The organism is Kineococcus mangrovi, assembly GCF_041320705.1.
Taxonomy (GTDB): domain Bacteria; phylum Actinomycetota; class Actinomycetes; order Actinomycetales; family Kineococcaceae; genus Kineococcus; species Kineococcus mangrovi.
Genome location: NZ_JBGGTQ010000003.1, coordinates 170,513 through 189,290, shown reverse-complemented (window position 1 = coordinate 189,290; position 18,778 = coordinate 170,513). Strand labels below are relative to the sequence as shown.

At 73.6% G+C, this 18,778-nt stretch carries 10 protein-coding genes; 4 read left to right on the top strand and 6 right to left on the bottom strand.

Annotation, left to right across the window (positions count from 1 at the left end; all coding sequences use genetic code 11):
- Positions 1 to 27 precede the first annotated feature (27 nt).
- A complete protein-coding gene (ileS, locus tag AB2L28_RS06955) occupies positions 28 to 3,279 on the bottom strand; it encodes an isoleucine--tRNA ligase (RefSeq protein ID WP_370718024.1) in 3,252 nt (1,083 codons plus the stop codon).
- 515 nt (positions 3,280 to 3,794) lie between these two features.
- On the opposite strand from ileS, the gene AB2L28_RS06950 reads away from it, so the two are divergent.
- Complete coding sequence (locus AB2L28_RS06950; RefSeq protein WP_370718023.1) at positions 3,795 to 5,288, top strand: glycosyltransferase family 2 protein; 1,494 nt, start codon at positions 3,795 to 3,797, stop codon at positions 5,286 to 5,288.
- Positions 5,289 to 5,481: 193 nt separating this feature from the next.
- Here AB2L28_RS06950 and AB2L28_RS06945 read toward each other — a convergent pair whose 3' ends face one another.
- On the bottom strand, positions 5,482 to 6,426 hold the full coding sequence (locus AB2L28_RS06945) for an ROK family protein (protein WP_370718022.1): 945 nt from the start codon (positions 6,424 to 6,426) through the stop codon (positions 5,482 to 5,484).
- A 404-nt stretch (positions 6,427 to 6,830) separates the two neighbouring features.
- Here AB2L28_RS06945 and AB2L28_RS06940 point away from each other — a divergent pair, with 404 nt between their 5' ends.
- On the top strand, positions 6,831 to 8,060 hold the full coding sequence (locus AB2L28_RS06940) for a thiolase family protein (RefSeq protein ID WP_370718021.1): 1,230 nt from the start codon (positions 6,831 to 6,833) through the stop codon (positions 8,058 to 8,060).
- Complete coding sequence (locus AB2L28_RS06935; RefSeq protein ID WP_370718020.1) at positions 8,060 to 10,111, top strand: 3-hydroxyacyl-CoA dehydrogenase NAD-binding domain-containing protein; 2,052 nt, start codon at positions 8,060 to 8,062, stop codon at positions 10,109 to 10,111. The genes AB2L28_RS06940 and AB2L28_RS06935 overlap by 1 nt, the downstream gene beginning before the upstream one ends.
- 65 nt (positions 10,112 to 10,176) lie before the next feature.
- Here AB2L28_RS06935 and AB2L28_RS06930 read toward each other — a convergent pair whose 3' ends face one another.
- The 4 genes from AB2L28_RS06930 to AB2L28_RS06915 form a co-directional block, all read right to left on the bottom strand.
- Positions 10,177 to 11,385, bottom strand: coding sequence for an acyl-CoA dehydrogenase family protein (locus AB2L28_RS06930; protein ID WP_370718019.1), 1,209 nt, complete (start codon positions 11,383 to 11,385; stop codon positions 10,177 to 10,179).
- Positions 11,382 to 12,896: a long-chain-fatty-acid--CoA ligase gene (locus AB2L28_RS06925; protein WP_370718018.1), complete on the bottom strand. Its 1,515-nt coding sequence runs from the start codon at positions 12,894 to 12,896 to the stop codon at positions 11,382 to 11,384. Before AB2L28_RS06925 ends, AB2L28_RS06930 begins: the two co-directional genes overlap by 4 nt.
- A 51-nt stretch (positions 12,897 to 12,947) precedes the next feature.
- Positions 12,948 to 14,393 carry a GGDEF domain-containing protein gene (locus tag AB2L28_RS06920; protein WP_370718017.1) on the bottom strand — a complete coding sequence of 482 codons (1,446 nt, stop codon included), beginning with the start codon at positions 14,391 to 14,393 and terminating at the stop codon, positions 12,948 to 12,950.
- A 61-nt stretch (positions 14,394 to 14,454) separates the two neighbouring features.
- Positions 14,455 to 15,999 carry a GGDEF domain-containing protein gene (locus tag AB2L28_RS06915; RefSeq protein ID WP_370718016.1) on the bottom strand — a complete coding sequence of 515 codons (1,545 nt, stop codon included), beginning with the start codon at positions 15,997 to 15,999 and terminating at the stop codon, positions 14,455 to 14,457.
- An 89-nt stretch (positions 16,000 to 16,088) separates the two neighbouring features.
- On the opposite strand from AB2L28_RS06915, the gene valS reads away from it, so the two are divergent.
- Positions 16,089 to 18,737, top strand: coding sequence for a valine--tRNA ligase (valS, locus tag AB2L28_RS06910; RefSeq protein WP_370718015.1), 2,649 nt, complete (start codon positions 16,089 to 16,091; stop codon positions 18,735 to 18,737).
- The last annotated feature ends 41 nt before the right edge of the window (positions 18,738 to 18,778 follow it).

The following is an 18,778-nucleotide window of genomic DNA, read 5'->3' as shown; positions in this document are numbered from 1 at the left end:
CGTCCTCGCCGGGACCGCCGGGCGCGCTCACCGCCGCCCCCCGAGGTCGTCGGCGCGCCGCACCGAGATCCGCACCTCGTGCCCCTCGACCGACCCCACGAGCGTCGCCTCCTCCTCGCTGACCGCCGACGCCGACCCGCTGGACCCGAACTGCTGGGCCAGCGTCTCGGACACGACGAGGTTCTGGTGCGTCACGAGCGCCTCCCAGACGGGGCCGTCCGCGGCCACGGTCAACCGGATGCGGTCGCTGACGTGCAGCCCCGCGTCGCGGCGGGCCTGCTGCACGAGGCGGACGACGTCGCGGGCGATGCCCTCGGCCGCCAGTTCCGGCGTCACGGTCGTGTCGAGGACGACGAACCCGCCCCCGTCGAGCGCGGACGTCGCCACGGCGCCGTCACCGCCCTCGACCGTCGTCGTCAGCTCGTACTCGCCCTCGACGAGCTCGACGCCGCCGGACACGACCGTCCCGTCGGCGCGTTCGGTCCAGTCCCCGCTCTTGGACCCCTTGATCGCCTGCTGCACCTGCTTGCCCAGGCGCGGTCCGGCCGCGCGGGCGTTGACGGTGAGCTTGGCGGCCACGCCGTGCTCGGTGGCGCGGTCGATCGGTGCGAGCACGACCTGCCGCACGTTCACCTCCTCCGCGACGAGCTGGGCGAACGGTTCCAGGGCCGCCGGGTCCGCGACGAGGACCTCGAGCTTGTCCAGCGGCAACCGGACGCGCAGACCGTGCGCCTTGCGCAGCGCCAGCGCGCCGGAGCAGGTGGCGCGCACCTCGTCCATGGCGGCCACGAGCGCGGGGTCGCTCGGCAGGTCGACCGGGTCCGGCCAGTCGGTGAGGTGCACCGAGCGGCCGCCGGTCAGCGTCCGCCAGATCTCCTCGGTGAACAGCGGGAGCAGCGGCGCGAGCATCCGCGTCGTCGTCTCCAGCACCGTGTGCAGGGTGTCGAACGCGTCGTGGGCGCGGTCGGACTCCCCGTCCCAGAACGCCGACCGGGACCGGCGGACGTACCAGTTGGTCAGGGAGTCCAGGAACTGCCGCGACGTCTCGCACGCCCCGGCGATGTCGTAACCGTCGAGCTGTGCCGTCACCTGCACGACGGTGTCGTGCAGCTTGGCCAGCACGTACCGGTCCAGGACGTCGGGCGACGTCGTGCGCCAGCGCGGGGTGTGGCTGGAGGTCCCGGAGTACAGCTGGAAGAACTGGAAGGTGTTCCACAGCGGCAGCAGCACCTGGCGCACCGAGTCGCGGATGCCCTGCTCGGTGACGATGAGGTTCCCGCCGCGCAGCACGGGGGAACTCATGAGGAACCAGCGCATGGCGTCCGAGCCGTCGCGGTCCAGGACCTCGGACACGTCCGGGTAGTTCCGCAGCGACTTGCTCATCTTGCGGCCGTCGTCGCCGAGCAGGATCCCGTGCGAGACGCACGTGCGGAACGCCGGCCGGTCGAACAGCGCCGTGGCCAGGACGTGCAGCGTGTAGAACCAGCCGCGGGTCTGCCCGATGTACTCGACGATGAAGTCGCCCGGGTAGTGGCTCTCGAACCAGTCGGTGTTCTCGAACGGGTAGTGCACCTGGGCGAACGGCATCGACCCCGACTCGAACCAGCAGTCGAGGACCTCCGGGACGCGGCGCATGGTGGAGCGCCCCGTCGGGTCGTCGGGGTTGGGCCGGGTCAGCTCGTCGACGAACGGCCGGTGCAGGTCGGCCGGCCGGACGCCGAAGTCGCGTTCGAGGTCGTCGAGCGAACCGTAGACGTCGACGCGCGGGTACGCCGGGTCGTCCGACACCCACACCGGGATGGGGCTGCCCCAGTAGCGGTTGCGGCTGATGGACCAGTCGCGCGCCCCCTCCAGCCACTTGCCGAAGGACCCGTGCTGCACGTGGTCGGGGACCCAGGTGATCTGCTCGTTGAGCTCGACCATGCGGTCCCGGATCGCCGTGACCTTGACGAACCAGCTCGACACGGCGCGGTAGATCAGCGCGTTCCCGCACCGCCAGCAGTGCGGGTAGGAGTGGTCGTACGTCTCCAGGCGCAGCAGCAGCGCGCCCGAGGGCACCCCGTCGCGCAGCGCGCGGTTGATCTCCTTGTTCGCGTCGAAGACGTGCATCCCGGCGAAGTCGCGGACCTCGCCCGTGAACGTCCCGTTGGAGGCGACGGGGACGACGGGGACGATCCCGGCCGCGTCGGTGACGAGCTTGTCGTCCTCGCCGAAGGCCGGGGCGATGTGGACCATCCCCGTGCCGGAGTCGGTGGTGACGTAGTCGGCGGCGAGGACCTGGTGGGCGTTCTCCCGGCCCGCGAAGTAGTCGAAGGGCGGGACGTAGCGGCGGCCGAGCAGGTCGGCGCCGCGCTTGCGGGCCACGACGCGGTCGGCGGCGTCCTCGCCCAGTTCGCGGGCGTAGTGGGCCAGCCGGTCGGCGGCGAGCAGGAACCGCCGACCCTCGTGGTCGCCGGTGCCCGTGACGACGACGTACTCCAGGTCGGGGTGGACGGCCATCGCGAGGTTGCTGGGCAGCGTCCACGGCGTCGTCGTCCAGACGAGGCCGAGGACGCCGTCGAGGTCGTCGCCGGAGTCGGTGAACCGGAACCCGACGGTGACGGCGGGGTCCTGGCGGTTGCGGTAGACGTCGTCCAGGCGGGTCTCGGAGTTGCTCAGCGGCGTCTCGCACCGCCAGCAGTAGGCCAGGACGCGGAACCCCTCGTAGACCAGACCCTTGTCCCACAACGTCTTGAAGGCCCACATGACCGACTCCATGTAGTCGGTGTCGAGGGTCTTGTAGTCGTTCTCGAAGTCCACCCAGCGCGCCTGGCGGGTGACGTACTCCTCCCACTCCTTCGTGTACCTGAGCACGGAGGTGCGGCAGGCGTCGTTGAAGGCCGCGACGCCGAGCGCGTCGATCTGCGACTTGTGGGTGATACCGAGCTGCTTCTCGGCCTCCACCTCGGCGGGCAGGCCGTGGGTGTCCCAGCCGAAGCGGCGCTCGACCTGGTGACCGCGCATCGTCCGGTAGCGCGGCACGAGGTCCTTGACGTACCCGGTGAGCAGGTGGCCGTAGTGGGGCAGGCCGTTGGCGAAGGGCGGGCCGTCGTAGACGACGAACTCCCCGGCCGCGGACCCCCTGCGCGCGTCGACGCTGGCGCGGAAGGTGTCGTCCCGGGCCCAGGAGTCCAGCACGGCGCGCTCGATCTCGGGGAAGCTCGGGCCGCTCGTCGTCTCCGCGGCCACGTCACCGGCGACCTCGCCGGTCTGGGGGGTTTCCGTCACGTCCTCGGACACCGTGCTCGTCTCCTCGACTGAACCGCTCCAGCCGCGAGGACGACGCCCGCCGGGGCCGGCGGTGCCGCGGTACCACCCCGCTTGCCGCCCGCACCCTCCCCCACGGGGGAGAGCGGGGACGACCGCTCTCGTCCGGCTGTCACGGGCCGCACCCGTCCGGTTCTAGTGAGGCACCCGGGGGCACCCGTTCTTCCGGAGGCTCACCGGTGATGGCCGGATCGACGCCTGTGCGCCCATCGTAACCGGCGCGCGCCCACCGGTCTTCCCCGTTCGGCCCGCACTCCCGACCCCCGATCACCGGCAACGACGCTGCGTGACGACGGGCGAGGAATGGCGTGATGGTTCGTGACGAGGAGTGACGGCCAGCGGTCCACATGGTCGATGAATGAGCACAGCGTTACCTCTAGCGGCGGAACGGAGCTGTTGGAGGAGCAATCGGCTACCTAACGTCACTGACGAGCCCCGCAGCACCACGACAGCCCGAGCCCAGAGCCCCGCCCACGGAGGCAGCCCCCATGGCCGTTCAAGACCTCGCTCCGCTCCTCGTCCAGCCCGAGCCCCGGGTCGTCGAGGGGACCGTCCTGCCCCGGACGACCGTCCCCGCCCCCCGCGCCAGCCTCGCCGACCGCCTCGCCGACACCGCCGTCAACGCCCGGCGCGCGCTCGAGGTCACGATCCACCGCCTGCGCTACCGCCCCGCGACCCGGCGGGTGGCGAAGATGGCCGTCCTGCTGCCGGCGCACAACGAGGAGTCCGACATCGAGGCGTGCCTGGACTCGCTCGTGACGCAGACCCGCACCCCGGACCTCATCGTCGTCATCGCCGACAACTGCACCGACGACACCGTGAAGATCGCCCGCCGGTACCGGGGCATCAAGGTCATCGAGACCTCCGGCAACACCGACGCCAAGGTCGGGGCGCTCGCGACCGGGTACGCCGAGTTCCTCGCCGGCGGCGCCTTCGACGTCATGGTGAGCATGGACGCCGACGTCGTCCTCGACCCCGACTGCCTCGCCGACCTCGAGGCCGAGCTCCTCAAGACGCCCAGCGCGGCGGCCGTCTCCGCCAAGTACCACTTCGCCGAGGGCCAGGGCGGCTGGTTCAACCGCCAGCTCGTGCGGGCGCAGAAGATGGACTTCACCCAGTTCCAGGTCCGCGCCAATGAGCGCGCCCGCCGCACCACGATCGTCGGCGGCCAGTGCTCGGCGTTCCGGTTCGCCGCCGTCGACGAGGTGACCCGCCGGCACCGCCGCGCGGCCCCGTGGACGAACGAGACCGCGACCGAGGACGCCCAGCTCGGCCTGGAGCTGCAGGAGATCGGCTGGACGACGGTCATGTCGGCCACCGCCCGCGCCCAGGTCGGCGCCATGCCGACCGTCCGCGCCCTGTCCGGCCAGCGCGCCAAGTGGAACGCCGGGCTCATCGCCCTCATGACGAGCACGCCGCTGTCCAAGCGGACGCTGCCGTTCTGGCTGCAGCACATCGGCCTGGGCCTGAACGTCTTCATGCGCCTGGCCTTCGTCGCGCTGCTCGCCGCCTCGGTCTCCACCCACCAGTTCGTCTGGTCCTGGTGGTGGATCACCCCGACCGCGCTCGCCGCCCTCTACCAGCTGAAGATGGCGCACCTGTCCCCCCACCGCCGCGGCGCCGACTACCTGTTCGCCGCGCTGTGGCTGCCCGGTGAGCTGTGGCTGTGGTTCTCGGGCTGGAACACCGCCAAGTCCTGGGTGACGCACCTGCTCGGCACCCGCCGCGACCTGTGGGCCGCGCAGGCCGCGGCCGAGGCCGGCAAGCGCACCGGCGGCGGGGCCGGCGCCCTGCTCGGCACGATCGTCGGTTCGGTCGTCGTCTCCTCGGTCGGCGCCTGGTACTGGCTGACGCAGGCCAGCGTCGAGTTCCAGCGCGTCGTCCTGACCGTCGGCTGGCGCTCGCTCGCCTTCCTGACGATCGTCGCGAGCGCCCTGCTCGTCATCAAGCTGCTCCGCCCGACCCGCGGGCTCACCGCCTGAGCCAGGACTCCCCCGAACGGCCCGGACCTCGTCAGGTCCGGGCCGTTCGCCGTTCGCCGTTCGCCGTCCCCGGACCGCGGTGCCGGGACGGCGTGCGCGATGACGCCCGCCACCACGACGGTGACGCGGGTGACGGTGCCGCCCGCCAGGACGCGCCACACCACCGACCACTCGCCGCACCCCGTGCCTCAGCTCACGAGCCGGCGATCACGGCGGACCGGGACAGCGCCGCCGCGCCCACCACTCCGGAGTCGTCACCCAGGGCAGCGACGCAGAAGCGCAGGTCCGGGCTCGGACGCATCACCCAGGGCGTGGTGGACTCCTCGATCCGGTCCGCCAGGTCCGAGCCGAGCTTCTCCGCCAGACCCCCGCCGATGACGACGAGGTCGACGTCCAGCACGTTCAGGACGGCACCGATCCCGACCCCGAGCGCGTCCACGCCCGTGCCGAAGACCTCCTGCGCCAGCTCGTCCCCGTTCGCGAGGGCGGCCTCCCAGACGCTGGAGGTCATCGACTCCTTGCCCTTGTCGATCCGCAGTTCCTCCAGGGTCGTGGTGCGCCCGGCGTCCACCAAGGCCCGCACGGCGGTCTGCATCGACCGGCGCCCGGCGTAGGCCTCCACGCACCCGCGGCGCCCGCAGCCGCACAGCTGACCGCCGTCCCGGACGACGACGTGCCCGATCTCGCCCGCGGCTCCGTGCGACCCCAGGTACGGACGACCACCCAGCACGAGCCCGCCACCGACCCCGGTGCCCAGCCACACGCCCAGCACGTCGTCGTGGCCCTTCGCGGCTCCGTGCAGCCACTCCCCGAGCAGACCCACGTTGCCGTCGTTGCCCAGGACGACGGGCAGCCCGGTGCGGTCGGACAACCCCTCGACCAGGTCGACGGGGTCGTCCCAGCCCGGCAGGTTGGGCACGGTCAGCGCCCGTCCCTCGTGGACGACGCCGGGGATGCCGAGCCCGATGCCCACGGGATCGCCCCCGACCTCGGCCACCAGTTCGGCGATGACGTCCAGGACCGCTCCGGGCCCCTCCACCGGGGTGTTCCGCTTGGCGTTCCCGAGAACCTCGTGGTCGTCCCCGACCAGTCCGACCTCGATGTTGGTGCCTCCCACGTCGACCCCGACCGTCTGCATGGCCCCTCCTCCGCGTGCGCTGGTGGTGTCCTGGTGCCGTCCGGGCGCCGGGTCGCGTCGGACGTGCGGCGCGAGACCGCGGACCTGGCCGGGAGCCCGAGCCTCGCACGGCACCGGGTCCGTGGCGATCGCGCGGCGGGCGAGGTGGGCACCGGGGTGGGGTCGGCACCTGTGCCCGGTGCTCCCGGGTGGACCCCGCGTCCGGCGCGGCCTCGCGGTGCTGGCCGCTGGTGCTGGTGCTGGTCAGCCTCGCAGCGCGACGCGGTGACCGGCGGCTGCCGTCCCACGACGCGGACTGGTTCGACCCGGCGCCCTCACCCGGGCGATTACCAGGGACCGCCGGTACCGCTTACCTCGCACGACGCGTACGGTGTCGTCGTACGCACCCGCGACGAGGAGGTCCTGTGGTCCACACGCCCGCCCCCGGACGGAGCGTCGTCTTCGCCGACGGCGTCCGCACCCCGTTCGGCAAGGCCCGCCCCGACGGCGTCCACGCCCAGACCCGCGCCGACGACCTCGTCGTCGCGTGCCTGCGCGAACTGCTGCGCCGCAACCCGTCCCTGCCGCCCGAGCGGATCGAGGAGGTCGCCGTCGCGGCGGCCACCCAGTCCGGTGACCAGGGCCTCGTGCTCGGCCGCAGCGCCGCCCTGCTGGCGGGCCTGCCCGTCACGACGCCCGGGTACGCCATCGACCGCTGGTGCGCCGGCGCCATGACGGCCGTGACGACGAGCGCGGCCTCGATCGCCGTCGGCGCCCTGGACGTGGCACTGGCCGGCGGGGTCGAGCACATGGGTCACCACCCGCTGGGCGCCGGCATGGACCCGAACCCGCGCTTCCTCACCGAGCGCATCGTCTCCCCCGACGCCCTGGACATGGGCAAGACGGCCGAGGCGCTGCACGACCGGTTCCCGCAGCTGACGAAGGAGCGCGCCGACGCGTTCGCCGTCGCCAGCCAGGAGAAGTTCGCCAAGGCCGTCGCGAACGGGCAGGTCGAGGCCGACCTCGTGCCCGTCGCGTCCGCGAGCGCCGAGCGGGGCTGGGGCCTGGCCACGGCCGACGAGCTCGCGCGGCCCGGCACGACGATGGAGGGCCTGGCGAACCTGCGGACGCCGTTCCGCCCGCACGGGCGCGTCACCGCGGGCAACGCCTCCCCGCTGACCGACGGCGCCACCGCGTGCGTCCTGGCCGCCGAGGACGTGGCCGCCGAGCTGGGGCTGACGCCGAAGATGCGCCTGGTCGGGTTCGGGTTCGCCGGCGTCGAACCGGGGGTCATGGGCCTGGGCCCGGTCCCCTCCACCGAGAAGGTGCTGCAGCGCACGGGGTTGAGCATCGACGACATCGGTCTGTTCGAGCTGAACGAGGCCTTCGCCGTGCAGGTCCTCAGCTTCCTGGACCACTTCGGCATCGCCGACGACGACCCGCGCGTCAACCTCTACGGCGGCGCGATCGCGATCGGCCACCCGCTGGCGGCGTCCGGCGTGCGCCTCATGACCCAGCTCGCGCGCCAGTTCGCCGAGCACCCCGAGGTCCGCTTCGGCCTCACGGCGATGTGCGTCGGGTTGGGCCAGGGCGGTTCCGTGGTCTGGGAGAACCCCGCCTGGGAAGGGTTCGCTCACGAGGGGGCGGCCGCCTGATGACCGTCCACGTCCGCACCCTCGACCTGCCCCGCACCCCCGGCGGCACGAAGCCCGGCACGATGGCCCTGCTCACCCTCGACTCCGGCGACCCGCGCCGGCCGTTCGTCCTCGGCCAGCCCGGGCTGGGCGACCTCGACGCGGCCCTGGACGTCGCCGAGCGTCTCGTGCGCGAGGAGGGCGTCGTCGCGCTCGGCGTCACCGGCGCGCACCACGTGTTCTGCGCCGGGGCCGACCTCAAGGCCGTCGCCTCGATCGCCGACCTGGAGTCCAGCCGGGCCGTCGGGGCCCTCGGCCACCGGGTGCTGCGCCGCTTCGCGGACGCGGGCGTGCCGACGTTCGCGTTCGTCAACGGCCTGGCCCTCGGCGGCGGCCTGGAGACGGCGCTGCACTGCACTTACCGGACGGTCTCGGGCGCCGTGCGCGGCATCGGGCTGCCCGAGGCGTACCTGGGTCTCGTGCCCGGGTGGGGCGGGACGTACCTGCTCCCCCGCCTGGCCGGCCCGGACGTCGCGGTCAAGGTCGCGATCGAGAACGCGCTCGCGAACAACAAGACGCTGTCCGGTCCGCAGGCGTTCGAAGCCGGCATCGCCGACGCGCTGTTCGAGCCGGCCGACTTCCTCGTGCAGTCGCTGCGCTGGGCCGGGACGGTCCTCGCGGGCGAGACGGCGGTGGAGCGCGCCGAACCGGCCGACGAGGCGACGTGGACGGCGGCGCTCGCCCGGGGACGGGCCGTCGCCGACGCCCGCGTCCACGGTGCAGCCCCGGCGCCGTACCGGACGCTGGACCTCCTGGAGGCCGCCCGCACGAACGACCGGGACACCCACTTCGCCGCCGAGGACCAGGCGCTGGCGGACCTCGGGGTCTCCCCCGAGCTGAAGGCGGGCCTGTACGCGTTCGACCTCGTGCAGCGCTACGGCCGCAAGCCGACCGGTGCGCCGCAGGTGGACCCGCGCAAGGTGACCTCGGTCGGCGTCGTCGGCGCGGGCCTCATGGCCTCCCAGCTCGCGCTGCTGTTCCTGCACCGGTTGCAGGTCCCCGTCGTCCTCACCGACGTCTCGGCCGAGCGCGTGGAGAAGGGCGTCGGGTTCGTCCGCCAGGGAGTGGCCGACCTGCTGACCAAGGGCCGGATCTCCTCCGACACGGCCAACCGGCTGTCGGCGTCGGTGTCGGGGTCGGTGGACAAGAAGGCCCTGGCCGACTGCGACTTCGTCATCGAGGCCGTCTTCGAGGAGATGTCGGTCAAGCAGGACGTCCTGCGCGAACTGGAACCCCTGCTGCGCGAGGACGCCGTCCTCGCCACCAACACCAGTTCGCTGTCGGTCACCGAGATGGCGTCGGTGCTGGAGAACCCCGAGCGGTTCGTCGGCTTCCACTTCTTCAACCCCGTCGCCGTGCTGCCCCTCGTCGAGGTCGTGCGGACTCAGGCGACGGACGACGTCGCCCTGGCGACGGCGTTCGCGGTCGGGAAGAAGCTGAAGAAGACGTGCGTGCTCGTCCGGGACGCGCCCGCGTTCGTCGTGAACCGCATCTCGACGCGCATGTTCGACGAGGTCGTCAAGGCCGTCGACGCGGGCACGCCGCTGCTCGACGTCGAGCACAGCCTCGACGAGCTGGGGCTGCCGATGACGCCGTTCCGCCTCGGGCACTTCGTCGGGCCCGCCGTCATGCTGCACGTGCACGAGACGCTGGCCGCCGCCTTCCCCGACCGGTACACGGTCTCGGACAACCTGCGGCGCTGGGTCGAGGCGGGCGGACCGGAACTCGTCACGCCGAAGGGCCCGGTCGCGCTGACCGGCGCCCACGAGGGCCTGTTCCAGGGGGGCGACGCGCCGCTGACGCGCGAGGAGGTCCTGCGGAACGTGCAGGACGCCCTCGCCGACGAGATCCGCCGCGTCCTGGACGAGGGCGTCGTCGCCGGCCCTGAGGACGTCGACGTGTGCCTGGTCCTGGGCACGGGGCACCCGCTGTTCACGGGCGGGATCACGCCGTACCTGGACCGGGTCGGCGCCGGCGAGCGGGTCACGGGCCGCCGGTTCCACCAGGGCTGAGCGCCCCGCACGGCGCAGGCCCCCGGACCGTGCGGTCCGGGGGCCTGCGCCGTGGGGGCGGGCGCTCAGGTGAAGCTGGAGACCCCCGTGAGGTGGCGTCCGACGATGAGGGTCTGGATCGACTCGGTGCCCTCGTAGGTGTGCAGGGCCTCGACGTCGGCCATGTGCCGCGCGACGCGGTGTTCCAGCAGGATCCCGTTGCCGCCCAGCAGGTCGCGCGCCATCGCGGTCACGGCGCGGGCCTTGCGGGTCGCGTTGACCTTGGCCAGGGAGGCCTGGGTGTCGGTGAGGCGGCCGGCGTCGGCGAGCTTGCCGACCCGCAGGCAGAACAGCTGCATCGCGGTCACCTCGGCGAGCATCTGCACGAGCTTGTCCTGCACGAGCTGGAAGCTCGCCAGCGGCTGACCGAACTGCCGGCGCTCCAGCGAGTACGCCAGGGCCGTCTCGTACGCGGCGGTCGCGTGCCCGAGCGCGCCCCACGCGATGCCGGCGCGGGTGGCGGACAGGACGCGGCCGGTGTCGCGGAAGCTGCGCGCCCCCGGGAGCTTGTTCTCGGCCGGCACCCGCACGCCGTCCAGCGTGATGGCCGCGTTGTGGATCGCCCGCAGCGACGCCTTGCCCTCGATGACGGTCGCCTCGTACCCGGGCGTCCCCCGCTCCACGAGGAACCCCTGGACCTGGCCGTCCTCCCCGCGTGCCCACACGACGCAGACGTCGCAGACGGTCCCGAACCCGATCCAGCGCTTGGCGCCGTCGAGGACGTACTCGTCACCGTCCCGGCGGGCCGTGGTCCCCAGGGCCACGGCGTCGGAGCCGTGGTCGGGTTCGGTGAGCCCGAACGCCCCGAGCACCTCCAACCGGGCCATGGGCGGCAGCCAGCGCTCCTTCTGCTCCTGCGACCCGAGGAACTCGATGGACCGCATCGCCAGACCCGCCTGGACGCCGAGCATGGTGGCGAAGCTGCCGTCGCCGCGCGAGAGTTCCATCGTCACCAGGCCCGCGGCGGTGTGGCTCAAGCGCGGGACCCCCGGTCCTTCCAGACCGTCGCCGACGAGGTTCAGCTGCCCGTACTCCTTGAGCAGGTCCATGGGCATCTCGGCGCGTTCCCAGTACCCGCCGGCGACCGGGACCACCTTCTCGTCCACGAACGCGCGGACGGTGGCCCAGGTCTCGCGCTCGGCGTCGGTGAGGTCGGCGGCGATGTCGTAGTAGTCGACGCCGGTGGGGACCGCGTCGCTGGTGGCGCTCGTGCTCGCGTGCTGGGGGGTGCTCATGCCGGGGTGTCCTCCGTCCGTGCAGGGGGTGTGATCTCGCGCTTGAGGATCTTGCCGGTGGGGCCCTTCGGCAGGTCCGACACGATCCAGACCCGCCGCGGGTACTTGTACGCGGCGAGCTGCGCCTTGACGTGCTGCTGCAGTTCCTCCGGGGTGGCGCTCGCGCCCTGCTTGAGGACCACCGCCGCCCCGATCTCCTCGCCCACCAGGGGGTCGGGGAAACCCACGACGGCCGCCTGCTCGACGGCCGGGTGCTCGTACAGGACCTCCTCGACCTCGCGCGGGTACACGTTGTACCCACCGCGGTCGATCATGTCCTTGGCCCGGTCGACGATCGTGTAGTACCCCTCGGGGTCCCGCGTCGCGAGGTCGCCGCTGCGGAACCAGCCGTCGGTGATCGCCTGGGCCGTGGCGGTCTCGTTGCGCCAGTAACCCTTCATGACGTTCTCCCCCTTGACGACGATCTCGCCGACCTCTCCCGGGGCCACGGGGGAACCGTCGGCCGAGCGCAGGTCCATCTCGCAGCCGCGGACCGGGACGCCGATCGTGCCGGGTTTGCGCGGGAGGTCGGGGAGGTTGAACGAGGCGACGGGCGAGGTCTCGCTCAGGCCGTACCCCTCGAAGACCTGCACCCCGTACCTCTCCTCGAAACCCCGCAGCACCTCCACGGGCAGCGAAGCACCGCCCGAGACCGCCATGCGCCAGGAGGACAGGTCCCGGCCGGCCGCGGTGGGCTCACCCAGCATCGCCACGTACATCGTGGGGACTCCGGCGAAGTGGGTGACGCGGTCGCGTTCGACGACGGCCAGCGCCGCCTCCGCGGTGAACCGGGGCAGCAGCGACATGGTGCGGCCCGCGACGAGCGCGGTGTTCATGGCGCAGGTCTGGCCGAAGGCGTGGAACAGCGGGAGGGCCCCGAGGATGACGTCCCCCGCACCCATCCGGACGAGCTGCTCCTGGGAGGTGACCGCGTTGCTGAGGAGGTTGTGGTGGGTCAGTTCCGCGCCCTTGGGCGCCCCCGTCGTCCCGGAGGTGTAGAGGATGACGGCGGTGTCCTGCGGGTCGGGGTCGCGCACGTCGTCGTGATCGGGCTCGACCCCCGCGAGCAGGGCCGCGGTCCCCTCCGGGTCGACCTCCACGACGCGGGTGGGCGTGCCGACGGCCCCGGCGTGGGCGGCCTCGGCGACGGCGTGCCAGACGAGGGCGAGCACGGCGCCGGAGTCGGTGAAGTGGTGGTTCACCTCCCGGCCCCGCAGCAGGGGGTTCATCGGCACGACGACCGCGCCGGCGCGCAGGATGCCGTGGTAGAGCACCGGGAAGTGCGGGACGTTGGGCGCGATCAGCGCCACCCGGTCCCCCCGCCGCACGCCCTGCGCGCGCAGCAGGGCCGCCACGCGGGCGGTGGCGTCGTCGAGCGCGGCCCAGGTGAGGGCGTGGTCGTCGAGGCGGACCGCGACCTCGTCGGGGCGGGTGCGCGCGTGCTCGGTGAGGACGCTGGCGAAGCTGTGCATCTGCTCTCCTGCGGACGTCGTCGTCGCTGGTTGCGTGCAGCTTCGCACACGTCAGGCGGTGGTGTGCACCGGCCCGGCACCGCGGTCGGCCGTCCGGGTGCAGGCCCGCCCGGCGTGCTTGGCCGCGTAGAGCGCGGCGTCCGCGCGGGCGACGAGCGCGTCCAGCGGTTCGGCGCCGTCCCAGACCGCCAGCCCCGCCGAGAACGTCTGCCCCTCGGGCGTGACCGCCCGCAGGTCGGCGAGGACCTGCTCCACCCGGGCGGGGGCGATCCCGGTCGCGACGAGGGCGAACTCCTCCCCGCCCCACCGGGCCAGCGCCACCCCCGTGCCCGCGAGCGCCCCCCGCCACGCCGTGCAGGCCCCGACGAGCAACCGGTCCCCGGCGGGGTGGCCGCGGGTGTCGTTGAAGACCTTGAACCGGTCGAGGTCGAGGAGGGCCACGACGAGGTCGGTGCCGTCGAGCCGGGCCCGGTCGCGCAGGCGGCGCAGCTCGGCGTCGGCGCTGCGCCGGTTCAGCAGACCGGTCAGCGGGTCGGTGCGGGCGAGGTCGGCGAGCAGGTCCGCCTGCGCGCGCACCCTCCGCAGCAGCACGTGTATCCGCAGCACGACGAGCAGGAAGAGGACGGTGGACCCGACGACGTAGGCCCAGCCCTGCGGGGGCAGGCCGAGCAGCAGCTGGAGGACGAGCGTGGCCGGGGCCAGCAGGCTCGCCCCGGTCAGGACCAGCAGCCGGGAGGTGGACAACCCCGCGGACCCCGGTGCGGGGGCGGGGTCGGACAGCCGCCGCATCGAGGGGTGCAGGGCGGCGCAGCCCCACAGCACGTACGCCGCCTGCCACATCCAGTCGGCTCCGGAGCCGTCGCCGGGGCCGAACGACGTGGCGTACTGGTCGACGGAGTCGGCCACGAGCAGGACGAGGGCCGCCGAGGCCAGCAGCCGGGACGACACCGACCGGTGCCCGGTGGCCGCGAAGAGGCGCACGAGGGCGCCCAGGACGACGACGTCGGCCACCGGGTAGGCCGCGGAGACGACCGCGCTGGCGGGGTCGGCGGAGAACCCGGCGAGGGTCGGCGCGATGAGGGAGGTCCACGACACCAGACCGCAGCCGGCGACGAGGATGGCGGCGTCGACGGCGCCCTCGACGTCCCGGCCGGGCCGGGCCAGGCGCGCCATCCGCAGCAGGCCGGCGGCCACGAGGGGGTAGGCGGCGAGGTAGAGCAGGTCCGGGGGGCCGGGGAAGCCGCGCACGTCGAGCAACCACCAGCAGACCCAGTAGGTGACGTCACCGAGCGCCCAGGACCCCAGGCCGGCCGCCAGCAGCCACCAGGCGCGGGGGTGCCGGGGGCGGTGCAGACGAGCACCGACGACGGTGGCGACCCCGGCCGCGCACCCGGTGAGGGCGCCGAGACCGTCGCGGACGGGGCCCTGCGGGACCAGCTGGACGCCGAGGGCGAGCAGGGCCCCGACCAGCGCGTAGGCGCACCACGGCGAGCGCACCACCCGCCTCGCCCCAGAGCACCGGTCCACGGTGGGGCATCGACCACCGCGCCGGGTGGCTTCAGCCCCGCGGGGCGGGTTGGGCCGTTCGGTGGGCGGTGCGGACGGGGACCGCGGGGACCGCCGAGGTCCCCGCGTCCTGCCCGGTGACCGGCCCGGCGGGCTCCGGCGCCCAGCACGTCCGGTCGCGCCCGGCCGCCTTGGCCGCGTACAGGGCCTCGTCGGCCGCGGCGACGAGCGCGGCGAGGTCCACGACCCCGCCGGTGCCGACGTTCCAGCGCGCCGCGCCGGCCGAGAACGTGCGGCCCGCGGGGACGACCCCGCGCATCCGGTCCAGGACCGCGTCCACGCCCGCGCGCTCGAGCCCGACGAGCACCACGAGGAACTCCTCCCCGCCCCAGCGGGCCAGCTGACCGCCCGCGCCGGCCAGGACCTCGCCCCACGCGCGCGCCGCCCCGACGAGCAACCGGTCTCCCGCGGGGTGCCCGTACGTGTCGTTGAACGCCTTGAAGTGGTCCAGGTCGAGCAGCACGACGACGAGGTCGGACCCGTCCTGGGCGCACCGGGCGCTGGTGCGCGCCAGCACGGCGTCGCCGCTGCGGCGGTTGAGCAGACCCGTGAGGGGGTCGGTGCGGGCCAGGTCGCCGAGCTGCTCGGCCTGCACCCGCAGGCGCCGCAGCAACGTCCACATGCGGGTCACGACGAGCAGGAACAGCACCGCGGAGGTGATCGCCACCGCCCACGAGGAGGGGTGCTGCTGCAGCAGGAGCTGCAGCGTGAGGGTCGCCGGGGCCAGCAGGCTGGCACCGGCCAGCAGCACCAGCCGCCCGCCGCCCAGCTCGCCGTGGCCGGTCCCGGGGGCGGGGTCGGACAGGCGGCGCATCGAGGGGTGCAGGGCGCTGGCCCCCCACAGCAGGTACGCCAGCAGCCAGGCCGGGTCCAGGCCGAGCCCGTCGTAGCCGGCGGCGGCGTACGCGACCTGGTACGAGGCGTCGGCGACGAGCATCATGACGGTCCCGGAGCACAGGAGGGCGAAGCTCGGCGACCGGGCACCGGCCGCCGAGGTGAGCCGGACGAGCATCGCCAGGACGAAGACGTCCGCCACGGGGTACACGGCCGAGACCGCCCCGCCGAGCAGGTCCTGGGACAGGGTCCGCAGCGCCGGTTCGAGCAGGAACACCCAGCTCAGCAGGCCGGCGCCCACGGACAGGACCGTGGCGTCGATGACGCCCTCGACGTCGCGGCCCGGACGGGCCTTGCGGGCCAGCGCCAGCAGGGAGAACCCCAGGAAGGGGTAGGCCAGCAGGTAGGCGGCGTCCGGCCACGCCGGGTACGCCTGCGAGCCGCCGACGTCGTAGACCAGGACGTACAGCGCGTCACCGGTGCCCCAGCAGAGCATCCCGGCGGCCATCGCCCACCAGGCGCGCGGCTGCACGGGCCGGTGGGTGCGGACGCCGACCGCGACGGCGACGGCGCTGCTGCACCCGACGGCGGCCAGCAGCGCGTCGTGCAGGGTGCCGGTCGTCAGCAGGCACGCCAGCGCCACCGTCCCGCCGAGCAGGAGGTAGCTCACCCACGGGGGCGGACGTCGCAGGAGCCGGCTCACCAGGGGAACATCGGCGCGCGCCGGGGTCGGCCTGAGCGGGCCGTCCGGGGGTCGCCGGCCCCGCCGCGCGGTTGCGGGATGATGGGGGCATGTCCGACGCCAGCACCCCCTCCACCGACGGCGCAGCCCCCGCGCCCGCGCAGTTCCGCGCGACCACCGCACCCGGCGTCGAGGTACCCGACCGTCCGACGGTCGACGGTCTGGAGGAGCGCTGGGCCCCCGCCTGGCAGGACCGCGGCACCCACGCCTTCGACCGCTCCGTCCCGCGCGCCGACGTCTACTCCATCGACACCCCGCCGCCCACGGTCTCCGGGTCGCTGCACGTGGGGCACGTCTTCAGCTACACCCACACCGATGTCGTCGCCCGTTTCCAGCGGATGCGCGGCAAGTCCGTCTTCTACCCGATGGGCTGGGACGACAACGGCCTGCCGACCGAGCGGCGCGTGCAGAACTACTACGGCGTGCGCTGCGACCCGGCGCTGCCGTACGACGCCTCGTTCGTGCCGCCGGAGAAGGCGCCGAAGAACGACCGCGACTTCGTGCAGGTCTCGCGCCGCAACTTCGTGGAGCTGTGCGACCGGCTGACGGCCGAGGACGAGCAGGTCTTCGAGTCCCTGTGGCGGCGCCTGGGTCTGTCGGTGGACTGGTCGCACACCTACTCCACGATCTCGGAGACCTCCCGGGCCACGGCCCAGCGGGCGTTCCTGCGCAACCTGGCCCGCGGCGAGGCGTACACGGCCGAGGCCCCGACGCTGTGGGACACGACGTTCCGCACCGCGGTCGCGCAGGCCGAGCTGGAGGACAAGGACACCGAGGGCGCCTACCACCGGCTCGGCTTCGCGCCCACCGCCGGTGGTGACCCGGTGTTCATCGAGACGACCCGGCCCGTGCTGCTGCCCGCGTGCGTCGCCCTCGTGGCCCACCCCGACGACGAGCGCTACCAGCCGCTGTTCGGCACGACCGTGCGCACGCCGCTGTTCGGCGTCGAGGTGCCCGTCGTGGCGCACAAGCTGGCCGACCCCGAGAAGGGGTCCGGCATCGCGATGATCTGCACCTTCGGCGACACCACCGACATCACGTGGTGGCGCGAGCTGAACCTGCCCAACCGCGCCGTCATCGGCCGCGACGGCCGGCTGCTGCGCGAGACCCCGGCGTGGCTGTCCGGGGCGGGTGCGGAGTTCTACGCGACGCTGGCCGGCCAGACGGTGTTCTCGGCGCAGAAGGCGGTCGTGGAGGCGTTGCAGGCCTCCGGGGACATGGTCGGGGAGGCGAAGAGGATCACGCACCCGGTGAAGTTCTACGAGAAGGGCGACCGCCCGCTCGAGATCGTGTCCACCCGGCAGTGGTACCTGCGCAACGGCGGCCGCGACGCGCAGCTGCGCTCGGCGCTGCTCGAACGCGGCGGCGAGCTGGCCTGGCACCCCGAGCACATGAAGCACCGGTACGACCACTGGGTCTCCGGGCTCAACGGCGACTGGCTGATCTCCCGGCAGCGGTTCTTCGGCGTCCCGTTCCCCGTCTGGTACCCGCTGGACGCCGACGGCGAACCCGTCTACGACTCCCCCGTGGTGCCCGCCGAGTCCGCGCTGCCGGTGGACCCGGCCGCCGAACCGGCCCCGGGCTACAGCGAGGACCAGCGCGGCGTGCCGGGCGGTTTCGCGGCCGACCCCGACGTCATGGACACGTGGGCGACGTCGTCGCTGACCCCGCTGCTGGCCGGCGGCTGGGAGCGCGACGAGGACCTGTTCTCCCGCGTCTACCCGATGGACCTGCGCCCGCAGGGCCAGGACATCATCCGCACCTGGCTGTTCTCCACCGTCGTGCGCTCGCACCTGGAGTTCGACGGTCTGCCGTGGAAGCGGACCGCGCTGTCGGGCTGGATCCTCGACCCGGACCGCAAGAAGATGTCGAAGTCCAAGGGCAACGTCGTGACGCCGCTGGCGCTGCTGGAGGAGTTCGGCTCCGACGCGGTGCGCTACTGGGCGGCCTCCTCCCGGCTCGGGACGGACGCGACGTTCGACACCGGGCAGATGAAGATCGGCCGTCGGCTGGCGATGAAGCTGCTCAACGCCTCGAAGTTCGTCCTCGGTCTCGGCGTCGAGCGCGGGACCGCGGCCGACCCGGCCGCCGTGACCGAACCGATCGACGCGGGGGGCCTCGCGGGGCTGGCGACGGTCGTGGCGCAGGCGACCGACGCGTTCGAGCGCTACGACCACGCCACCGCCCTCGACGTCACCGAGAGGTTCTTCTGGAACTTCTGCGACGACTGGGTGGAGCTGGTCAAGGACCGCGCCTACGGCTCGCGCGGGGAGGGCCCGGCGGCCTCGGCGCGGGCGACGGCGGCGCTGACCCTGCGGACCCTGCTGCGGTTGTTCGCGCCGTTCCTGCCCTTCGCGGCCGAGGAGGTCTGGTCGTGGTGGCAGGACGGGTCCGTCCACACCGCGCCGTGGCCGGTGGTGCGCGAGCTCGGCTCGGTGGACGAGGGCACGACGCTCGTGCTCCCCGCTGCGGGGCAGGCGCTCTCGGCGCTGCGGAAGGTCAAGAGCGAGGCGAAGGTCTCGCAGAAGACGCCGCTGGGCGCGGCGACGGTCTCCGGCCCCGCGCACCTCGTCGAGGCGGGCCGTCGTGCCGAGGCGGACGTGCTCGCGGCCTCGCGGGCCGCCTCGATCGAGTGGGTCGTCGTCGAGGGGGCCGAGGGCCTCACCGCGGTCGCGCAGATCGCCCCGGCCGAGGGCTGAACCGCCGCGGGGCCCGGCCGGTGCTCCTGCCGGCCGGGCCC